Raw genomic sequence first — 17,742 nt, forward strand, 5'->3', positions numbered from 1 at the left:
TTCCTATTGCCTTATCAATTTTTATTAAATGTGGCGATTGCCCTGTTATGGATGATGTTTCAAGATCAGGCGCATTTGCGATTTATTACGTTTGTAGAAGGGTATATTGTCGGCATTGTGATTTTGTTTCTCATGCATCGATTCTTTGGTGAGCGGTTTTATTTAACGCGATTTTTTGCTGTTATCAAATTAATCGTATTGTTTATCTCGGAATTGATTAGTTCCAGTTATTTTGTCCTAAAGCATATTTTGAGTCCCAAGATGACGTTTAAACCAGGTATTTTTAAGTATGAGACAGACTTGAAAGGAGAATGGGAAGTACCGTTACTCGCGATGTTATTAACGCTAACCCCTGGATCGGTTGTTATGGAAGTAACGCCTGAGGGGAATGTGTTTTATATACACGGGATGGATGTTGATCAGTCGAAGGATATGTTATTGCAATCATTAGCTAAATTTGAGAAGGCGATTAAAGGGGTGACACGCAATGATTAACATGATGTTGTATACCGCACTGGTGTTGTTTGGTGTCGCGATTTTCATTGCCCTTTTCCGCATTATCTTCGGGCCAAGTCTGCCTGATCGGGTGATCGCGCTGGATATGATTGGCGTCCATCTAATTTCTGCCATTGCCATTATTTCAGTGATTATCGGAACAAGGTCCTTTTTGGATGTCATTCTTATTCTCGCTATCCTTGCCTTTATTAGTACAGTCGTCTTCTCAAAATATATCGAAAGGGGTGTCGTCATTGAACGTAAGCGCGACAGTTGAGTTCATTACAGCACTCCTGATTCTAATAGGCAGCATCATGAGTGTCATTAGTGCGATTGGCATTATTCGTTTTCCGGATGTATATACACGTTCACATGCCGCAACAAAAAGCTCCACATTAGCAGTATTGCTTACATTGTTGGGCGCTTTCCTGTATTTTTGGGCCAGCGAGTCACGCATCAGTGTCCGTCTGTTGCTTGGTATCCTGTTTGTTTTTACAACAGCGCCGGTTGCGGGCCATCTTATTATTCGTGCAGCCTACCGAGCCCATGTAAAGAAGAGTGATATAACGATTGAGGATGAACTGGAAGGTGTGTTGCAGGAGAAAGAAAAAACCTCCAGTAAATAAAGCTTCAGCTTATCGCTATTTAAAGGACATGAGGCTGTCTCCGTTTCTACCTGAGACAGCCATTATTTTTCGCGAAACTCAAGGCCGCATGTGGTTCACAGAATTGTAGTCCTTTGTTTTGCAGTGTCTGAATTAATCGGGTCAGGATCAGCACCGTATGAGGCAATTCGTGCAGAAGAACAATATCCCCGGGTTTCGTGTATGCAGTCACATTTTTTAACAGTTTGCTGGCTCTTCGTTTCATGCTTCCAATCCCAGCTTGCCATCTGCCATAATTCAATTTTAAGATCCAACACCTTCGAGATTCTTTTTGTGGTTATCGCATTGCCACGGTTTTCCCGATAATAAGGTGTGAAACAGCCAACACGAATGAGAGATTTTATCAATGACACGTTTCACCCACTTTCGGTTAGGGTTACCAACTTTTCATTTCAGGGTTGGAAATTCAACAAAGAATGCAGTATTTTCGCTATCGTTTGATACCTTTTTTTACCTTTCATCACCAATATATATCTATTGTAAAGAATGAGCGGTTAAATGACGACATTAATGCTTAACTTTGATTGGGTTTTGCTTTACCATATATGTAAAATAAACTTGACGTAAAGGAAGCTATACATTAATATGAAATGAGAAGGGTGAATGCACTTGAAAAATAACATGACAGAATATAGGCGGAGATTTGGTTATTCCCAGGAAAGTTTAGCTGAGAAATTAGGGGTATCAAGGCAAACCGTTATTTCCATAGAAAAAGGGAAATACAATCCTTCCCTTCCATTAGCGATGATCTTGGCTCAGACGTTTCATACAAATGTGGAAAGTATTTTCATGTTGGAAGAAAAGGATTATAAGAAATAGGAAGAGGAGTGTAATCATGCGAAAAGATTACTCACCATTAGCTTTTAAAATAATTGGATGTATATTTTTAGCTCAGGCAGTGTTTTTTGTTGTCATTGATATTATCGGAAGCCTTGTATTACCGCAAACCTATATGATGGTTGCAATGACAATTATGACGTTTTCCATGAGTTATCTCTATCCACAATTTAAACAGAAAGATGAACGGATGAAGCATATTCGTTATAAAGCGTTGACTTATTCAGCGCTTGCATTTGTTGTTTACTATATCGTCCTAAGTGGTATAGTTCAGTTTGATATTTTTCCGTTAACTGCTATGGATGTACTTAATATCTTGTCGGCACTGATGATTAGTACAGCGTTTACTACCATGGTTGTCCTGGCGAAACGAAATTAATAGTTGTTAGGGGGGAGTCGTTGTGAAACAGTTCCTTTTTCTAATTCTCTTTCTTGTTGGATGGGTGTTTTTGTATTTTCTGGTACACAACGATTATGATGAGCACAAAAACTTATCCAAAAAGGGCTTTAAGAAGCTGTTAATAGGGATGGGCATTATATTTGTTGCTATTGTCATTCTTATTGGTTTGATGGAGTAAACCAATTAAAAACAGGCAATCACAGAATAGGATTGCCTGCGCTTCATTTTACCGGTCTTCCTTAGCGATAAAGGCGTCCTTCACGCCGGCATCAACAACTTTTTTTAACTGCTCCTTTGCATTCTTCTGCTCGGAAAACGCTCCTGCCTGTACGCGGTACCATTGTTTACCGGAAATGGTAATTGCATCAACAAATGCCTCAATACTTTTTTGTTTCAGCATATCAACACGCTTCTTGGCGTTTGCTTTACTGGAGAAAGATCCAGCAATCACCCGATAAATAGTTTTGGGGCTATTGTGTTTTTTTTTAAGCTGAAATATCTTTTCCAAACCGTTTACATGCCCTTGGGCTACTTTTTTAAGCCATGCATCTTTTTTCATTAATGCCGCGTCATGGGTATGATCAATAAACCCGTTTTCTGTCAAAAGCGCTGGCATGGCGGATTCTCTTAATACATGATAGTCTGCCTTCTTTTTCCCGCGGTCGCGCAATTCATTCTGCTTTACAACCTCTTTGTGGATGGTAGCTTGATAGTCAGCCGTCTTAGATGAATCGGAAAGACTGTTATGAATGTAATCCTCATAACCCTGGGCAGAACCATTAAAGGAATTACAATGAATCGACAAAAAGTAGTCTGCCCCCCAGTTATTTGCTTCATTGGTTCGTTGGGCCAAACTAACCGTCTTATCACTTGATCGGCTCATTTTAACGTCCGCATTCGTATAATCATGCTTTAGAATGGATTGGATGTGTAACGCGATAGCCAGTGTAATGTCCTTTTCCTTTAGACCCTTTCCTTGTGCACCTGGATCATTGCCGCCATGACCAGGATCTAAATATAGTTTCATTTCAAATCCTCCTTTCCTTTTAGCAATAATAGTGTATGGCGCTAGCAAACAAGGAAATTGGACAAACGTCTTTTGCATTGCAAATTTCCATGGTTGTCACCGCCCTTTTCACTACTATTAACGAAAAGAAATAGGGGGATGGTGGCATATTCCGTGAAAAAATCTGCAAAAAAGACAACTAATGATCATTAGCTGCCTTTTTTAGGATTCTATTAAATATAGGAAATGGTTTAATATTTTCGCTGTTAACCCCCAAATTACTCTATCATTATAGTGATAAAATAGCTCATTTTTGGATTGCACCCGCCAATTATAGTCTTCACCACCAACAATTAAATCAAGTGGAAAGTCGTCTGCTGGTACCACGTTAAAGTGGACCTTGTATACATCGGGTTTTGCCGAAAGCAGGTAGGATAGGGGAACTGTAAAAGTCTCGCTTACCTCTGCTGTATTAGGGTTTATTTGTTCTGGATTGGTAATTGTGCCTGCAAAAGGGTAAATCATTCGTCCGTTATCTGCAACAATGTAATCAAGTGGCACAATATTTTGGACCACGGCCTTTGGTATCCTGAGTTCTTCCGTTGTTTCACGAATCGCGCAATATTCAGGATCGGGATCTGTCGGGTCAATTTTGCCCCCTGGAAAACAGATGTCTCCTGGCTGGCTTCTTAGTTTCATCGATCTGACCTCAAATAATATATGGGTTTCATTGTTTTTTTCAATCAGTGGCAACAGGATGGCGTGTTTCCGAAAATCCTCATAACCGAGAATCGCTGGGATCCGTCCATTTAACTTTGCCATGATATCTTCTGGTTTCACCTTAACACCTCCATGACAACTCTATTATACTAGAACCTCCCATTTAATTAAAACAACTTCCATTTCACCCCACCTGATATGACATTTGTCATACTGCTGCATTGACGTTTATGACTATGATCGGTTAGTGTAGTCACTTAAACTTGAGATATGAATATTTTCATGATATATCCTGGGGGTAATATAATATGAGTAGACAAAAGCAAGTACAATTACGAAAAAATGTCGCACCCTATGAAAAGTCAAATACAAAATCAAGTATCACGCAGCTTATCAATACACTTTTGCCCTTTTTTCTGTTGTGGTTCCTTGCTTATCAAAGTTTAGCCATTTCTGTATGGTTAACGTTAGCATGTTCCATCGTTGCATCAGGGTTTGTTGTCCGAATCTTTATCATTTTCCATGACTGTACGCACCAATCTTTTTTTAAAAATAAAAAGGCGAATCGGATTCTTGGTACGATTACCGGGATTATTACGTTGTTCGCTTTTGAAAAGTGGAAACGCAGCCATGCGATTCATCATGCCACAAGCAGTAACCTTGATAAGCGTGGAACAGGTGATGTTTGGGTGATGACGGTTAATGAGTATGTTTCGGCTTCTTTTTGGGGGAGAATAGCTTACCGTCTGTATCGTAACCCAATCGTTATGTTTGGGTTGGGTCCGCTTTATTTATTTTTGTTATCGAATCGGTTTAATCGGAAGGGGGCCAGACATAAAGAACGGCTAAACACATATTTGATTAATCTCTCCATTGTTGTCCTATATGCGCTGCTAATTTGGGTGGTTGGCTGGCAGGCATTTCTAATTATTCAATTGCCAATGTTATTTATTTCCGGAGCGCTGGGCATTTGGCTGTTTTATGTTCAGCATCAATTTGAGGACTCTTACTTTGAAAATGAGGAAGAATGGGATTATGTCAAAGCGGCAGTAGATGGCAGTTCATATTATAAGTTGCCAAAAGTGATGCAATGGATTACTGGCAGTATTGGTTTCCATCACGTACACCACCTGTGTCCAAGGGTCCCGAACTACAATCTGGAAAAAGCTCATCAATCTACACCGCCATTGCAAAAGGCAACAACCATAACATTCGCCTCCAGTTTGAAGTCGATCCGGTTTCGGCTATATGATGAGGCAAACCGATCGTTTGTCAGTTTTAAGGAGATCAAGGATCTGTTAAAAAAAGATCCTTCCGTCACCATTATGAAGACAAGCGTTCAGGAAAAGTAAACGAATAACATTGTGGGACCTTCTTAAATGATCTGGGGGAGGTCTTTTTTTGTTATACTGAAGAAGAAGGTGGCGGCGTATATGCTGCGCCCTGCCATGCAGGGTGGTTCGGTGTTGCCGCGCAAAGCAGTGGTATTAATCGAACATTCCTGCGTTGGAGATAAAGGAAACATGCCCCTTCATAGGGGGTATGCCGACGTTGGACGCAAAGTCCGTTCTTAGTTGGCCTTCTTTAACCCGGGAGTCGATGTTGACTTATCGTACGGAGACGGGTGTTGGCTACTCGCCGGGTGCTGGATCCGGATGTGGCCTACTCTGGCATAAGCAGAATAGAGCTTGGATTTTTATACTTTCTTACCTAATATAGAAGGATGTGATTGCATGGAACAAGAAGGAATCAATATGCATAAATGGTATCATCTTATCCCAAAGAATACCGGGCTCAGCATTTACGCATGGATTATTTTTTGCATCCTTCCTTTCTATTTTACCTTTAAATCCTCATCAACGTGGGGGATAATCTTTGGTATTTTAATGATTTGTCTATTTTTCACAGCATACCGGCTATCATTTATTTCAGAGGATTGGACAGCTAGCATATCGATAAGCGTCGAAATGGCGATAAGTATTGTCATGACACTGGTTTTGGGGTATGTTTATTTTTCGCTGTTTCTCGCCTTCTATATTGGCAATATTCCGCACCGGAAAAAGTTTTTAACACTCTATATCGTTCACCTTGTTACTACAGTCGTTGCAGTTGGGATTGGTTTTTTTATACAAAATGATGTGTTTTTAATGCAACTTCCATTCATTACCATTAGTGTTATTGGGGTTATTCTATTGCCATTCACGATATATAACCGGAATAAGCGTGAACGATTAGAAAGTCAATTAAAAATTGCTAATAAAAAGCTTTCGCAAATGGTAGTATTAGAAGAACGTCAGCGAATTGCGCGTGATCTGCATGATACATTGGGGCAGAAACTTTCTCTTATTGGACTGAAAAGTGATTTAGCCGGCAAATTGATAAATCGGAATCCGGAGTCGGCAAGCAAGGAAATTGCCGATATACATTTAACCGCCAGGACGGCACTGAAAGAAGTGCGTGAGATGGTTTCAGATATGAAGGGTGCGAAACTGGAGGATGAAATGGTACGGGTTCAGGAGATTTTAAAAGCTGCACAAATCGATTTCCAAATACAAGGAATTCAGGAGCTAACCAACATACCTCCATTGGTTGAAAATGTGCTGAGTATGTGTGTTAAAGAGGCAGTCACCAACGTTGTTAAGCATAGCCAGGCTCGCTTATGCAGTATCCGCATCGATCAAGCACCAAATGAGCTGGTGATCATCGTAACGGATGATGGGGTGGGGATGGCGGATAATAAAACCAATACATTCCAGGAAAAAAATGGGCTTATGGGGATGAGCGAGCGACTGGAATTTGTCAACGGCAGTCTCGATATTACGTCATCTAATGGAACAACATTGATGATTCGGGTGCCAAATGATATTAAACGGCCGAAACAGGGGGTACAGTAATGATTCGAATTGTATTAGCTGAGGATCAGCGCATGCTGTTAGGCGCGCTTGGGTCGATACTTGATTTGGAAGAGGATATGGAAGTAGTAGGTAAGGCAAGAAACGGTGAGGAGGCGCTGGCCTTAGTGAAGCAGTGCAATCCTGATATTTGTATAATGGATATTGAAATGCCGCTGAAAAGCGGACTTGAAACAGCTGAGGAATTAAAGAATCATTCTTGTAAGGTAATCATCTTAACGACCTTTGCCCGGCAAGGGTATTTTGAGCGTGCCCGAAAAGCAGAGGTCAGCGGGTACCTTTTAAAGGATAGTCCGAGTGAGGAATTAGCCAATTCTATCCGTGTCATTATGGATGGCAGACGGGTGTATGCTCCAGAGTTAGTCGATATGGCATACAATAACGGGAATCCTTTGACCCAGCGGGAAACACAAGTGCTTAAACTGATAGCGTCGGGTAAAAGCACGAAAGAAATCGCCAAGCATCTATTTTTATCAAATGGAACGGTTCGAAATTATGTTTCTGTCATCCTGGATAAACTGGAAGTGAGCAATCGAATTGAAGCCGTTTCTCGATTTAAGGAGCAGGGGTGGCTTAAATAATAATCCAACCGTGGAATGTGTTTGGTTTGTGTATTCATGCATAATACCAGGTTGTACAATGATTCATAATAAGTTACTTTTTGTCAGTTTGTTATTTGACATAATCACCATTTCTTTGTATAATACTTACATAAAGTAATTAACTTGTTAAATAATACGTAGTTGTATTTCGTTTTAAAAGAAGAAATTTTAATAAAAAGGGAGGCTTTTGCAAAGAATAGATTAGACGAAATACAGAAGTATGTAAGTTGGCTTTATGACATCGATATCTTTGGGAGAGCTAGACATGGGATTTTTAAAAAAGTTATTTGGAAAAAATACAACGAAGAAGGAGATAACTAAAATGGCAGATGTTAAATTAGCAATAGTTTATTACAGTTCAACCGGTACAAACTACAAAATGGCAAAATGGGCGGAGGAAGCTGCAAAGCAAGCTGGTGCGGAAGTACGTTTATTGAAAGTAACGGAATTGGCACCTGATGCAGCAATTGCATCGAACCCTGCTTGGAAAGCGAATCATGAAGCAACAGCAGATGTTCCAGAAGCAACCTCAGGCGATCTGGAATGGGCCGACGCAATTATCTTTAGTGCAGCAACACGTTTCGGCGGTGTGGCTTCACAAATGAAGCAGTTCCTTGATATGCAAGGTGGTTTATGGGCTACTGGCAAATTAGTTAACAAAGTAGTTAGTGCGATGTCATCAGCACAAAATGATCATGGCGGGCAGGAAGCAAGCATTCTTTCCCTATACACATCCTTAATGCATTGGGGCGCGATCATTGCTGCACCAGGATATACTGATCCTGTGTTGTTCACAACTGGCGGTAATCCATATGGCGCAAGTGCAACTGTTGATGCAGAAGGAAATATTGTCAATGACGTCAAGCCGGCTGTTGAAGTTCAAGCCAAACGTACAGTTGATATTGCTAGTCGTATTAAGGCTGGTAATAACTAATTCACGTATAGGGTATGATAAATGCGCCTGGATGCTCTCCAGGCGCATTTTTATTTATTATTTTCGTCTTTTCGATCAGCCTTGATGGTATTTTTGTTTGTTTCTTCACCAAATTCCGTTTGCAGCTGGTTCATAGTTCGCCAATCTTTTCGTTCATAATCATCAGGGGAGAACCGATTAACGATATACCCGTGAATGAACGGTTCAACGCAGCTAATAAAGAACGCTGACAGGATGGAGGTCGTGATGATTGGAATGGTCGCGTGGAGAAACAAGCCACCCAGAATAAACAGCGATAGAAATGTCAACGCAAAGTCAGCAATGGTTGCAGTTATATTACCAAACTGCCGTAAAATAATCATATCGCCAATAAGATAAGAAATGACGGTAACAAATAGGCTAATCCAGAATAGATTTACCCAGCCAGCGCCGGTAAAAATGCCAAATATGGTATAAATGGTAAAGGCGATGGCAAGAAATTTAAGACCTAATGCTTTCAGATGTTGCATGATAACACCTCACTTGTCCTCGTTTTGCCATTAGTTTGGACAAGTTCGCTAAAAATATGAAAAATACAGGTGCAATGGCTGGCGTGCTATTGTTAAATATGAAAAATATAGAGAGCGAGCGACAACTCGCTTCATTTTGTCTGTCCCTTGATACGATATCAAAATCCTATTTGATCCAATATGACAACACCGAGGATAATAATGCAATCTGCCAGTGCCAACACCCCAGTGATTGTTTTCATGATGCTGCCAAATAGCATGATTAAAAATGGGGTGATGATAACCAGAATGCCAAGGCTGATAAACAGAAAGCCGAGCCGCTTTCCCAGCCTTTCTTTATTAACCGGATTCTTTCCCATTCCGGCGAGCAGGGAAAAGGCTTGTTTTTTCCAAATTACATAACCGATCCAAATGATAAATAATCCGCCGGCAAGGTATATAAGCGTTTCGGTAAGCATTGATTGTACCTCCCTATTTTGAGGGTCAATCCATCAATTCGCTAACAATTTTATAGGAGTGTAAACGCGCCTGATGATCAAAAATTTGTGAGCTGATGATAAACTCGTCTGCCTGTGTCTGCTCCAGAAAGCTTTCTAAGCCGCGTTTAATGGTTTCCGGCCCACCAACAATACTAGCGGGGGACTCCTGTGATTTTTCAACTGCAGCGCGTTCTACTTCAGACCACACGCTGTTAATGTTTTCGATCGGGGCTTGCAGTTTAGATGGTCTGCCACGACGAATATTCAAGAATTGCTGTTGATGTGATGTAGCCAGATAACGGGCCTCTTCGTCTGTATCCGCGGCAATGATATTGACACCAAGCATGACATACGGTTTCTTAAGGGCTGCTGATGGCTTGAAATTTTCCCGGTAAAGGTGTAGTGCTGGCATCATATAATCCGGTGCAAAATGACTGGCAAACGAAAACGGTAATTCCTTATGGGCGGAAAGCTGCGCACTGAACCCGCTGGAGCCAAGGAGCCAGATTGGAATGTCCAATCCTTCACCAGGAACGGCATGAACACGTTCGGTACCTGCAAAATATCCTTGCAGTTCCTCTACTTGTAATGGGAATTCCTCTGGGCCCATGTTTAACGTTCGCCGAAGCGCATAGGCGGTCTCCTGATCACTTCCTGGTGCCCTGCCAAGTCCTAAATCGATACGTCCCGGGTAGAGCGTTTCTAGGGTACCAAATTGTTCTGCAATCACAAGTGTGGCATGGTTCGGTAACATCACACCGCCTGAACCAATTCGCATATGATTCGTTGCCCCGGCAATATGTCCGATTAAAACAGAAGTTGCGGAGCTGGCAATACCAGGCATGTTGTGATGTTCGGCGAGCCAATAGCGGTTAAATCCCCATGTTTCAACATGCTGCGCTAAATCGGTACTATTTTGTAATGATTCGCTAGGACTGCTTCCTTCATTAATCGGAGCAAGGTCCAAAACAGATAATGGGATATGATGAAAGGTCTTTGTTTGTTCTGAGGTCAATTATAGTCACTCCTTATTAATATTCCTATGCTTAGTAAGAAATGATACGTCTTTTCCATGGCCGGGTCTACTATCTTGCTTGTTTTATCAGTTGACATGTTCAACGTCCCTGGTGGGTTGCGCTATTGCCATATTTTCAGTAATATAGTAGTGGTAAGCATATGTAACGTTCTGAAATGAGGGTACACAATGAATAAACCATCCATTTACGGGTTAACTTTTGACCAGCTGACAGACTGGCTGGTGGAGCATGGACAACGAAAGTTCCGCGCGCAGCAAGTGTGGAATTGGTTATATAAAAAACGGGTAACACACTTTTCTGAGATGAAAAATGTGAACAAGGATTGCCTGGCATTATTGGAAGAACACTTTGTACTGCATACGTTAGAAGAAGAGATTAGACAGGAGTCAACGGATGGCACGAAAAAGTTTCTGTTTAAATTGCAGGATGGGAATCTGATTGAAACCGTGCTAATGCGATTTAACTATGGTTTATCGGTCTGTGTGACGACACAAGTTGGCTGCAATATTGGCTGTACGTTTTGTGCCAGTGGTTTATTGCGCAAAAATCGAGATCTGACAAGCGGGGAAATTGTCGAGCAAATCATGAATGTGCAAAAGCATCTCGATGAGCAAGGAAAGGAAGAACGCGTAAGCCATATTGTTGTCATGGGGATTGGTGAGCCGTTTGATAACTTTACGAATTTAATTGATTTTCTGCGTGTCGTTAACGATGATAAAGGACTTTGTATCGGTGCCAGACATATTACGGTGTCAACTAGTGGGCTGGCCCATAAAATATATGAATTTGCTGATACTGGCCTGCAAGTGAATTTGGCGATTTCCCTGCATGCACCAAATAATGAATTGCGGACACGAATAATGAAAATTAACAAAGCGTTCCCAATTGAAAAATTGATGAAGGCTGTCGATTATTATTTAGAAAAGGCTAATCGCCGGATTACGTATGAATATATTATGCTGCGGGATGTAAATGACCATAAGGAAGAAGCGGAACAGCTTGCCAGGTTACTTCAAGATAAGCGGCATTTGACGTATGTGAACTTAATTCCATATAATCCAGTCGATGAGCATAATCAATATCAGCGAAGTGAGTCAGAAACGATCCAGACGTTCTTTGAAACACTGAAGAAGCACGGAATAAACTGTGGTGTACGCTGGGAAAATGGAGCGGATATTGACGCCGCATGTGGACAATTGCGCAGTAAACAAATTAAAAAGAATGTTGGTTAACATGCAGCATGTCTATTTGGCTGTGTTATGTACCGGTCGGAATACGAAGCAAATATATAGTTAAACGTAATGAATAAGTGGATAAACACACAGTATTGCGCTTATTGAGAAGATCGAACGAGGATTCAAATTTCTTTCACTGAAATTTGAACTCGTTCGATTTTTTTTATCCAAACATTAAATAGAGATAAAGACGGATAGTTAACGATTTTTTGAGTGCTTGTGTTAGGAGCTAATTGTCCGTTTGTTTATTTGTTCAATCGGGAAAGAAACAAAAAGAAGCGAGTTTAAAGGAGGTACAATAGATGGGAAATAAACGTAAAATCAATGGTGAGCGTAAACAAGAACAGTTGGATCTGTTTCGAACAGATGATTCTGATAAGAAGTTAACTACAAACCAAGGATTAAAGATGGCTGAAGATGAGTTTTCATTAAAAGCGGGTAAGCGGGGTCCAACATTGATGGAGGACTTCCATTTTCGTGAAAAAATGACCCATTTTGATCACGAAAGAATTCCTGAACGAATTGTCCATGCGCGTGGATATGGCGCCCATGGAGAGTTTGAACTTTACAAATCAATGAAGGAATATACGAAAGCAAATTTTTTACAAGAACCGGGTGCCAAGACGCCTGTGTTTGTACGGTTTTCTACTGTACAAGGATCGAAAGGGTCAGGTGAATTAGCACGAGATGTGCGTGGATTTGCGACCAAGTTTTATACAGAGGAAGGAAACTATGATTTAGTCGGTAATAATATGCCAGTATTTTTTATTCAAGATGCGATCAAGTTCCCTGATTTTGTCCATGCTGTAAAACCGGAACCACATAATGAAATACCACAGGCGGCAACGGCTCATGACACTTTTTGGGACTTTGTTGCGAATAACCAAGAGACAGCACATATGGTCATGTGGGCCATGTCTGATCGAGCTATTCCAAGAAATTTTCGAATGATGGAAGGGTTTGGTGTTCATACATTTCGATTCATTAATGATAACGGGAAATCTCATTATGTAAAATTCCATTGGAAGCCTGTGTTAGGGGCACATTCTGTCGTGTGGGACGAGGCGCAAAAATTGAACGGAAAAAATCCGGATTTCCATCGACAAGATTTGTACGAATCCATTGAAAGTGGAGACTATCCGGAGTTTGAGTTAGGGGTGCAAATCGTTGAAGAATCAGATGAGTTCAACTTTGACTTTGATATTTTAGATCCTACAAAACTGTGGCCAGAAGAAGATATTCCTGTTCAAATCATTGGTAAGATGACGTTAAACCGGAATATTGATAATGTATTTGCAGAAACCGAGCAAGTAGCCTTTCATCCCGGTAATGTAGTACCAGGTATTGATTTTACCAATGATCCATTATTGCAAGGACGGCTATTCTCCTATACGGATACCCAGCTAATTCGACTGGGTGGTCCAAATTTCCATGAGCTTCCAATTAATCGTCCTGTCTGTCCGTTCCATAATAATCAGCGCGATGGCTACGGACGTCAAACGATCAACCAAGGCCAAGTAAGCTACCGCAATAACTCACTGGCTAATAACATGCCAGATACGGCAAATGTAGAAGAGGGCGGATATACACATTATCAGGAAAAAGTAGAGGGAAACAAGATAAGAGCGCGCAGCAATAGTTTTACAGATCATTTCTCCCAGGCTGTTCTGTTTTGGAATAGCATGAGTGATGTTGAAAAAGAACACATCAAGGATGCATTTAGTTTCGAGTTAGGGATGGTGAAGAGTAAATCTATTCGACAGCAAGTGGTAGATATGTTTGCTAATGTAAACTTACAGCTGGCGCAATTTGTCGCCCATAATGTTGGTGTGACTGCACCAGAAAATGGAGGATCATCAATAACAAAAGCCTCACCTGCTTTGAGCCAGAAGAATATGGCGAGAAAGCCAAATACACGTAAAGTTGCTGTACTGCTTTCAGATGGGTTCGATGGTATGTTTGTAAAAGGTGTAATAAACAGTTTGAAAACAAATGGCGTTCATCCTGTGATTCTAGGTGAACAACAAGGTATTATTAAGGGTACCGATCAAGTAGAGTTTGAAGTAGAAGAAACCTTTTTGACAGGGGATTCGGTACTGTTTGATGCTGTCTATGTTGTAGGAGGTGGTAATCATACAAATGAGACTTTTAAGCAGGATGCTGCTTACTTTATTCGGGAATCATTTTCCCATTACAAACCAATAGGTGGCTCTCAAGAGGGGAAACAGTGGTTAAAGCAACTTGGTATCTGTAATAGTCCAGGAATTGTAACAGATGATAATGTAAATCAGTTTGTCGACCATTTTGTTGATGCAATCGCTGCGCATCGGTATTGGGATCGACAAGTGGAACAGTTGGAACATGTACTTTAATTAATTGGTAAAAAGCGGTCACAAGTTTGATTTGACTTGTGACCGCTTTTTGTAATCAAATGCTTAAAAGGTCAAGGATGTAGAGTTTCTAATGCGTGTCGCAGATCGACGGTATTGTTTCCTGATTATTATTTACAACTAGCCTCTGTGAAAGAGGAATGAGGTTTATCCCGCCTTAACGGGCAGTAAATCCCCCACTTCAAGATTTTGAGGTAGAACAAAAAATAAGTGAGGGTCAACTGTATGACAAAGGTCCGTTTCTGTTCTCAGCCTGCACGATGCAGGTCACAAAGGCGTTGCAACTAAGACGTTACGCTTTTAGCCTTTGTTATCCTGTCTCAGTGGGGGAGAAAGGGCAGGCTAAAACCGTCACGTCCCCTTATGCCTTCGCCTGCACTAGCACGTCTGAGTGCGTCGAAACCCCCCACTAAATGAGGTTTTACTTTATTGTTAGAAGCTAAGATTTATTTGTTTACGTATTTGCATACAAGAATACATAATGTTTACATGATATATGCAATAATGTTTTCATGTATGCAAATACGTGTACATATTGATTTAACAACGTTTTCTAATTGCACACATGTAAACTAATATGTATACAAATAAAAAACAAGATATATAATTTAGTGATATAATACAGTTGGTTGAAAGCAACAACATGAATTGTTTTGCTTTTGAGAGATTTTTATAATACGTAACAAAAGTCTTTATTAGATTGTGGAGATACAAGTGATTATAAGAAATGAATTTCTGTCAAAAATATTCTATTATGTATTTCTTACTGCAAAGGAATTAGAGATGCAAAATGTTAATTTTAACGCATAGTAATTTTCCTGCTTTACGATTGTGAGGAAAAGCAAAAACGGTAAGGGGAGGGGACATCATGACCAGGATCTAATTTTGTTCAGACTTTATTTCTATATTTAGCGGAGTTGTAGGAAGGGAACCTCTCGCTGAATAGAAGTCACACTTTATAATCGGCATGAAACGATGGGGTGATAACCGCCTATGTATGAATGTTTATTGCATTTTGTACTTTTTCGGCGAAATTAGTTTAATGAATAAGGATTACTGGATACATGAATTTTATTTTAAAGTAATAATAGTAAGAAGTTTAAAACACAAAGAATATGTCAGCCATTAACGTTATATAAGGATAACAATAGAAAGAAATACAAGTAGTTTGTAAAAGAACATATTTACAATAACTAACAAATTACGCAACAGATTCTGAATTTGAGGAAAGTGTCGAAATGAATTGCGATTTGCTTAGTTTCGGATTATAGTGCATTCGTGGAAAAATCTGTCGTTAACGGCATAACACGGTGATTGTTGAAATCTGTCTTCTCGTTTGTGGTATTATTATCCCTTCCTTAATTGAAAGTGTTTCCCTAAGATGTCATTGAGACGTTGCAATTTTTCAGTTCTTAATAGAATATATTTTGTCTGAAATTATTGTCGTTTTCAGATGGAATATAATAAATATAAAGAGCATTATCTATAATTTATAGCAAGCACTTTAATGTATGCGTTTTTGTGTATAAGTAAACATGAACACAAAAAAATGTGTGCATGTTTACGGAAGTGTGTACAAATATATAATTCAAGGTTTGCGAATTGTGTGCAAGTAAACATGTGTGAAAATATGAAAAAAGTTGGATTGATTATTTTTGGTAAATCTACTATTCTAATTAAGAGTAATAGATTTGATTAGGAGGGAAAATATATATGGCAAAAACAAGAGTTGCAGCGGTAGACGTTGGTAATGACGCAGTGAAAGCAAACTTTGGAAAACTAGAAAATGAATTATATATCCCGAATGTAATTGCGCAGGATGTGGAAGATCGCCCTGTCATTGGTATAGAGGAATTAGATGAAAAGAATCCAATCGATAACCTGCATATTCGGATTCACTCTCCTGCCCTAGAGGAGAATAATGTGATCTATCGGGTAGGGAACTTGGCAACAAAAACGGATAATTCAACAGAACTGGATCCGGGGAGCAGCAAATCGGAAGAAGATCAAACGCTGATTATGCTTTTTGCATCGATTGCTTTGGATGCTGCCGGCTGTGGAGTGTTTGATGAATCAAAAGAAAATGTGATTGATGCAAATTACATACTAGGTACAGGCTTACCATTGAGAGAGGTCAAAGAAGGAAAAGATGTTGGCTATCGATCCAAGCTATTAGGGTCTGTGCACCAGGTTGAATTTTTAGTTACTCCGCGTTATCAAGGGAAAAAGGTAAATATTAAATTCGATGAAGTAAAGGTGTACCCCGAAGGTTTTGCTGCATATGTAAACCTTATTATGGATAATGATCTAAAGGTTATTAATAAAGACTTAATTGATAAACAAATTCTAATTCAGGATATTGGTGGGTTATCAACAGACGTAGCGGTTATTCGAAATCGTAATGTTGATGATGATAAAGCACAAGGATTCAATCTTGGTGTTGCTGAATCATTGGAATCGATTCGCGAAGAAATTCGGAAAAAGCATGGTATAGAATTGGATAGTCGCCGTGATGTAGTGGATATTATCACAAGAAAAAACAACCGTCACCATATTATGGTCAAAGGCAGCAGAACCAATGTGCATGATATAACGGACCATATTCTTTTGGAATTAGCAAAAAAAGAATATCGTTTCCTTCGAAATGTTTGGGCAAAGAACTCACAATCTGAAATTTGCTATTTTGTTGGCGGTGGTTCCGCCGTGCTAAAGGATTATTTGAAGGCGTTAAACAATAAACTTGATGGGTATAATATTGAGTTTTTCGAAAACGAAAATGAAAGTATTTGGATGATGGCTAATGCGTATTACAAGCTAATTTCGGAGCATATGCACAGCCAGAATAAGGGGCAAGCATCGGGGCAAAAGCAAGGAAAAAGGGAAGAAGCAAAAGTAGCAGTGAAAGAAAAATAGGGTGATAAGATGGGGGAGAAAAAAAGTATACAGCGGGGACAGTCGATTACTTTTCGTGTCCCTTCTGATACACCTGATTATCTGTTGAAACAATTGCAAAGGCTTAAAGAAACCGAACGCCGGAACTTTTCCAGTGAAATTGCCCAATTTGTTCTCAAAGGAATTAATGAAACATGCTCAAAAGAACGTGAAACAGTAACGATTCCGCTTCCCAAACAGTTGTCGAAGGAGCAACGGAGCTGGTTGAAACATGAGCACTCGGAAGCATTGATTGGAAGTATTATGTACCAGTTAATCAATGATCCAATGCGAGCAACTTCCCTGTTGGCGGCCTTAAATAGTAACCGTGTTAATATTGATGAGGCGTTATATCTCCAGGAAGATTCAGCTGCGGCAACAATTCCTGTCCAACCGGATTCTCCTAAAGACCAGGTGGAAGAATCGTCACCGGAGCGTGAAGATGATCTTGGTGATGTAACAATGGATAACTTAGATCATATGGAACTGGAATCAACGCAGATGGAACAAGAGGAAGAAGATAATCCGCTAGGTGACTTCTTTTCAAGGATGAATCGATGAAACCAGCGACTCCAACGATAAAGGAGTCA

The 17,742-nt window shown here is 40.1% G+C and carries 20 protein-coding genes; 14 read left to right on the forward strand and 6 right to left on the reverse strand.

Annotation, left to right across the window (positions count from 1 at the left end; genetic code table 11):
* Positions 1-6: 6 nt before the first annotated feature.
* From WMZ97_RS01565 to WMZ97_RS01575, 3 genes are read left to right on the forward strand one after another with little or no spacing between them, the layout of a single operon-like run.
* On the forward strand, positions 7-495 hold the full coding sequence (locus tag WMZ97_RS01565) for a Na+/H+ antiporter subunit E (RefSeq protein WP_343270289.1): 489 nt from the start codon (positions 7-9) through the stop codon (positions 493-495).
* Entirely contained in the window at positions 488-772 is a 285-nt protein-coding gene (locus WMZ97_RS01570; RefSeq protein WP_343270290.1) for a Na(+)/H(+) antiporter subunit F1, read from the forward strand. Before WMZ97_RS01565 ends, WMZ97_RS01570 begins: the two co-directional genes overlap by 8 nt.
* Positions 750-1,121: a Na+/H+ antiporter subunit G gene (locus WMZ97_RS01575; protein ID WP_343270291.1), complete on the forward strand. Its 372-nt coding sequence runs from the start codon at positions 750-752 to the stop codon at positions 1,119-1,121. Before WMZ97_RS01570 ends, WMZ97_RS01575 begins: the two co-directional genes overlap by 23 nt.
* 95 nt (positions 1,122-1,216) lie before the next feature.
* On the opposite strand, the gene WMZ97_RS01580 is transcribed toward WMZ97_RS01575, so the two are convergent.
* Positions 1,217-1,513 carry a hypothetical protein gene (locus tag WMZ97_RS01580; protein WP_343270292.1) on the reverse strand — a complete coding sequence of 99 codons (297 nt, stop codon included), beginning with the start codon at positions 1,511-1,513 and terminating at the stop codon, positions 1,217-1,219.
* A gap of 256 nt (positions 1,514-1,769) precedes the next feature.
* On the opposite strand from WMZ97_RS01580, the gene WMZ97_RS01585 reads away from it, so the two are divergent.
* The 3 genes from WMZ97_RS01585 to WMZ97_RS01595 are packed head-to-tail and all read left to right on the forward strand — an operon-like array spanning position 1,770 to position 2,575.
* Positions 1,770-1,979 (forward strand): helix-turn-helix transcriptional regulator, encoded by a 210-nt coding sequence (locus WMZ97_RS01585; RefSeq protein WP_343270293.1) that lies wholly within the window; start codon positions 1,770-1,772, stop codon positions 1,977-1,979.
* 16 nt (positions 1,980-1,995) lie between these two features.
* Positions 1,996-2,376: a permease gene (locus tag WMZ97_RS01590; protein WP_343270294.1), complete on the forward strand. Its 381-nt coding sequence runs from the start codon at positions 1,996-1,998 to the stop codon at positions 2,374-2,376.
* 22 nt (positions 2,377-2,398) lie between these two features.
* Entirely contained in the window at positions 2,399-2,575 is a 177-nt protein-coding gene (locus WMZ97_RS01595) for a hypothetical protein (RefSeq protein WP_343270295.1), read from the forward strand.
* A 48-nt stretch (positions 2,576-2,623) separates the two neighbouring features.
* Here WMZ97_RS01595 and WMZ97_RS01600 read toward each other — a convergent pair whose 3' ends face one another.
* Positions 2,624-3,424, reverse strand: coding sequence for an N-acetylmuramoyl-L-alanine amidase (locus tag WMZ97_RS01600; protein WP_343270296.1), 801 nt, complete (start codon positions 3,422-3,424; stop codon positions 2,624-2,626).
* Positions 3,425-3,625: 201 nt separating this feature from the next.
* Positions 3,626-4,243 carry an NUDIX hydrolase gene (locus WMZ97_RS01605; protein WP_343270297.1) on the reverse strand — a complete coding sequence of 206 codons (618 nt, stop codon included), beginning with the start codon at positions 4,241-4,243 and terminating at the stop codon, positions 3,626-3,628.
* A 188-nt stretch (positions 4,244-4,431) separates the two neighbouring features.
* Here WMZ97_RS01605 and WMZ97_RS01610 point away from each other — a divergent pair, with 188 nt between their 5' ends.
* The 4 genes from WMZ97_RS01610 (at position 4,432) to wrbA (ending at position 8,571) form a co-directional block, all read left to right on the forward strand.
* Positions 4,432-5,475, forward strand: a complete 1,044-nt coding sequence (locus WMZ97_RS01610) for a fatty acid desaturase (protein ID WP_343270298.1) — start codon at positions 4,432-4,434, stop codon at positions 5,473-5,475.
* Positions 5,476-5,877: 402 nt separating this feature from the next.
* A complete protein-coding gene (locus tag WMZ97_RS01615; protein WP_343270379.1) occupies positions 5,878-7,017 on the forward strand; it encodes a sensor histidine kinase in 1,140 nt (379 codons plus the stop codon).
* Positions 7,017-7,616 (forward strand): response regulator transcription factor, encoded by a 600-nt coding sequence (locus WMZ97_RS01620; protein WP_343270299.1) that lies wholly within the window; start codon positions 7,017-7,019, stop codon positions 7,614-7,616. Before WMZ97_RS01615 ends, WMZ97_RS01620 begins: the two co-directional genes overlap by 1 nt.
* Positions 7,617-7,902: 286 nt before the next feature.
* Positions 7,903-8,571 (forward strand): NAD(P)H:quinone oxidoreductase, encoded by a 669-nt coding sequence (gene wrbA, locus WMZ97_RS01625; RefSeq protein ID WP_343270300.1) that lies wholly within the window; start codon positions 7,903-7,905, stop codon positions 8,569-8,571.
* Between the two features lie 50 nt (positions 8,572-8,621).
* Here wrbA and WMZ97_RS01630 read toward each other — a convergent pair whose 3' ends face one another.
* The 3 genes from WMZ97_RS01630 to WMZ97_RS01640 form a co-directional block, all read right to left on the reverse strand.
* Positions 8,622-9,080, reverse strand: coding sequence for a YndM family protein (locus tag WMZ97_RS01630; protein ID WP_343270301.1), 459 nt, complete (start codon positions 9,078-9,080; stop codon positions 8,622-8,624).
* Between the two features lie 158 nt (positions 9,081-9,238).
* Entirely contained in the window at positions 9,239-9,538 is a 300-nt protein-coding gene (locus WMZ97_RS01635; protein WP_343270302.1) for a hypothetical protein, read from the reverse strand.
* A 25-nt stretch (positions 9,539-9,563) separates the two neighbouring features.
* A complete protein-coding gene (locus tag WMZ97_RS01640; RefSeq protein ID WP_343270303.1) occupies positions 9,564-10,574 on the reverse strand; it encodes an LLM class flavin-dependent oxidoreductase in 1,011 nt (336 codons plus the stop codon).
* A 189-nt stretch (positions 10,575-10,763) separates the two neighbouring features.
* Here WMZ97_RS01640 and rlmN point away from each other — a divergent pair, with 189 nt between their 5' ends.
* The 4 genes from rlmN to WMZ97_RS01660 all read left to right on the forward strand — a co-directional run bounded on the left by rlmN (position 10,764) and on the right by WMZ97_RS01660 (position 17,713).
* Positions 10,764-11,828: a 23S rRNA (adenine(2503)-C(2))-methyltransferase RlmN gene (gene rlmN / locus WMZ97_RS01645; RefSeq protein ID WP_343270304.1), complete on the forward strand. Its 1,065-nt coding sequence runs from the start codon at positions 10,764-10,766 to the stop codon at positions 11,826-11,828.
* 305 nt (positions 11,829-12,133) lie between these two features.
* Positions 12,134-14,203 carry a catalase gene (locus tag WMZ97_RS01650; RefSeq protein WP_343270305.1) on the forward strand — a complete coding sequence of 690 codons (2,070 nt, stop codon included), beginning with the start codon at positions 12,134-12,136 and terminating at the stop codon, positions 14,201-14,203.
* 1,731 nt (positions 14,204-15,934) lie between these two features.
* Positions 15,935-17,134: a ParM/StbA family protein gene (locus WMZ97_RS01655; RefSeq protein ID WP_343270306.1), complete on the forward strand. Its 1,200-nt coding sequence runs from the start codon at positions 15,935-15,937 to the stop codon at positions 17,132-17,134.
* Between the two features lie 9 nt (positions 17,135-17,143).
* Positions 17,144-17,713: a hypothetical protein gene (locus WMZ97_RS01660; protein WP_343270307.1), complete on the forward strand. Its 570-nt coding sequence runs from the start codon at positions 17,144-17,146 to the stop codon at positions 17,711-17,713.
* Positions 17,714-17,742: the final 29 nt, after the last annotated feature.

The organism is Lentibacillus songyuanensis (genome assembly GCF_039548255.1).
GTDB lineage: Bacteria > Bacillota > Bacilli > Bacillales > Amphibacillaceae > Lentibacillus_C > Lentibacillus_C songyuanensis.

What these genes read in the sequence shown, in the direction of transcription:
- WMZ97_RS01570 (WP_343270290.1), top strand. Translation starts at nt 488, where the DNA reads ATGATTAACATGATGTTGTATACCGCACTGGTGTTGTTTGGTGTCGCG.
- WMZ97_RS01590 (WP_343270294.1), top strand. Translation starts at nt 1,996, where the DNA reads ATGCGAAAAGATTACTCACCATTAGCTTTTAAAATAATTGGATGTATA.
- WMZ97_RS01600 (WP_343270296.1), bottom strand. Translation starts at nt 3,424, where the DNA reads ATGAAACTATATTTAGATCCTGGTCATGGCGGCAATGATCCAGGTGCA.
- WMZ97_RS01610 (WP_343270298.1), top strand. Translation starts at nt 4,432, where the DNA reads ATGAGTAGACAAAAGCAAGTACAATTACGAAAAAATGTCGCACCCTAT.
- WMZ97_RS01615 (WP_343270379.1), top strand. Translation starts at nt 5,878, where the DNA reads ATGCATAAATGGTATCATCTTATCCCAAAGAATACCGGGCTCAGCATT.
- WMZ97_RS01620 (WP_343270299.1), top strand. Translation starts at nt 7,017, where the DNA reads ATGATTCGAATTGTATTAGCTGAGGATCAGCGCATGCTGTTAGGCGCG.
- wrbA (WP_343270300.1), top strand. Translation starts at nt 7,903, where the DNA reads ATGGGATTTTTAAAAAAGTTATTTGGAAAAAATACAACGAAGAAGGAG.
- WMZ97_RS01630 (WP_343270301.1), bottom strand. Translation starts at nt 9,080, where the DNA reads ATGCAACATCTGAAAGCATTAGGTCTTAAATTTCTTGCCATCGCCTTT.
- WMZ97_RS01635 (WP_343270302.1), bottom strand. Translation starts at nt 9,538, where the DNA reads ATGCTTACCGAAACGCTTATATACCTTGCCGGCGGATTATTTATCATT.
- rlmN (WP_343270304.1), top strand. Translation starts at nt 10,764, where the DNA reads ATGAATAAACCATCCATTTACGGGTTAACTTTTGACCAGCTGACAGAC.
- WMZ97_RS01650 (WP_343270305.1), top strand. Translation starts at nt 12,134, where the DNA reads ATGGGAAATAAACGTAAAATCAATGGTGAGCGTAAACAAGAACAGTTG.
- WMZ97_RS01655 (WP_343270306.1), top strand. Translation starts at nt 15,935, where the DNA reads ATGGCAAAAACAAGAGTTGCAGCGGTAGACGTTGGTAATGACGCAGTG.
- WMZ97_RS01660 (WP_343270307.1), top strand. Translation starts at nt 17,144, where the DNA reads ATGGGGGAGAAAAAAAGTATACAGCGGGGACAGTCGATTACTTTTCGT.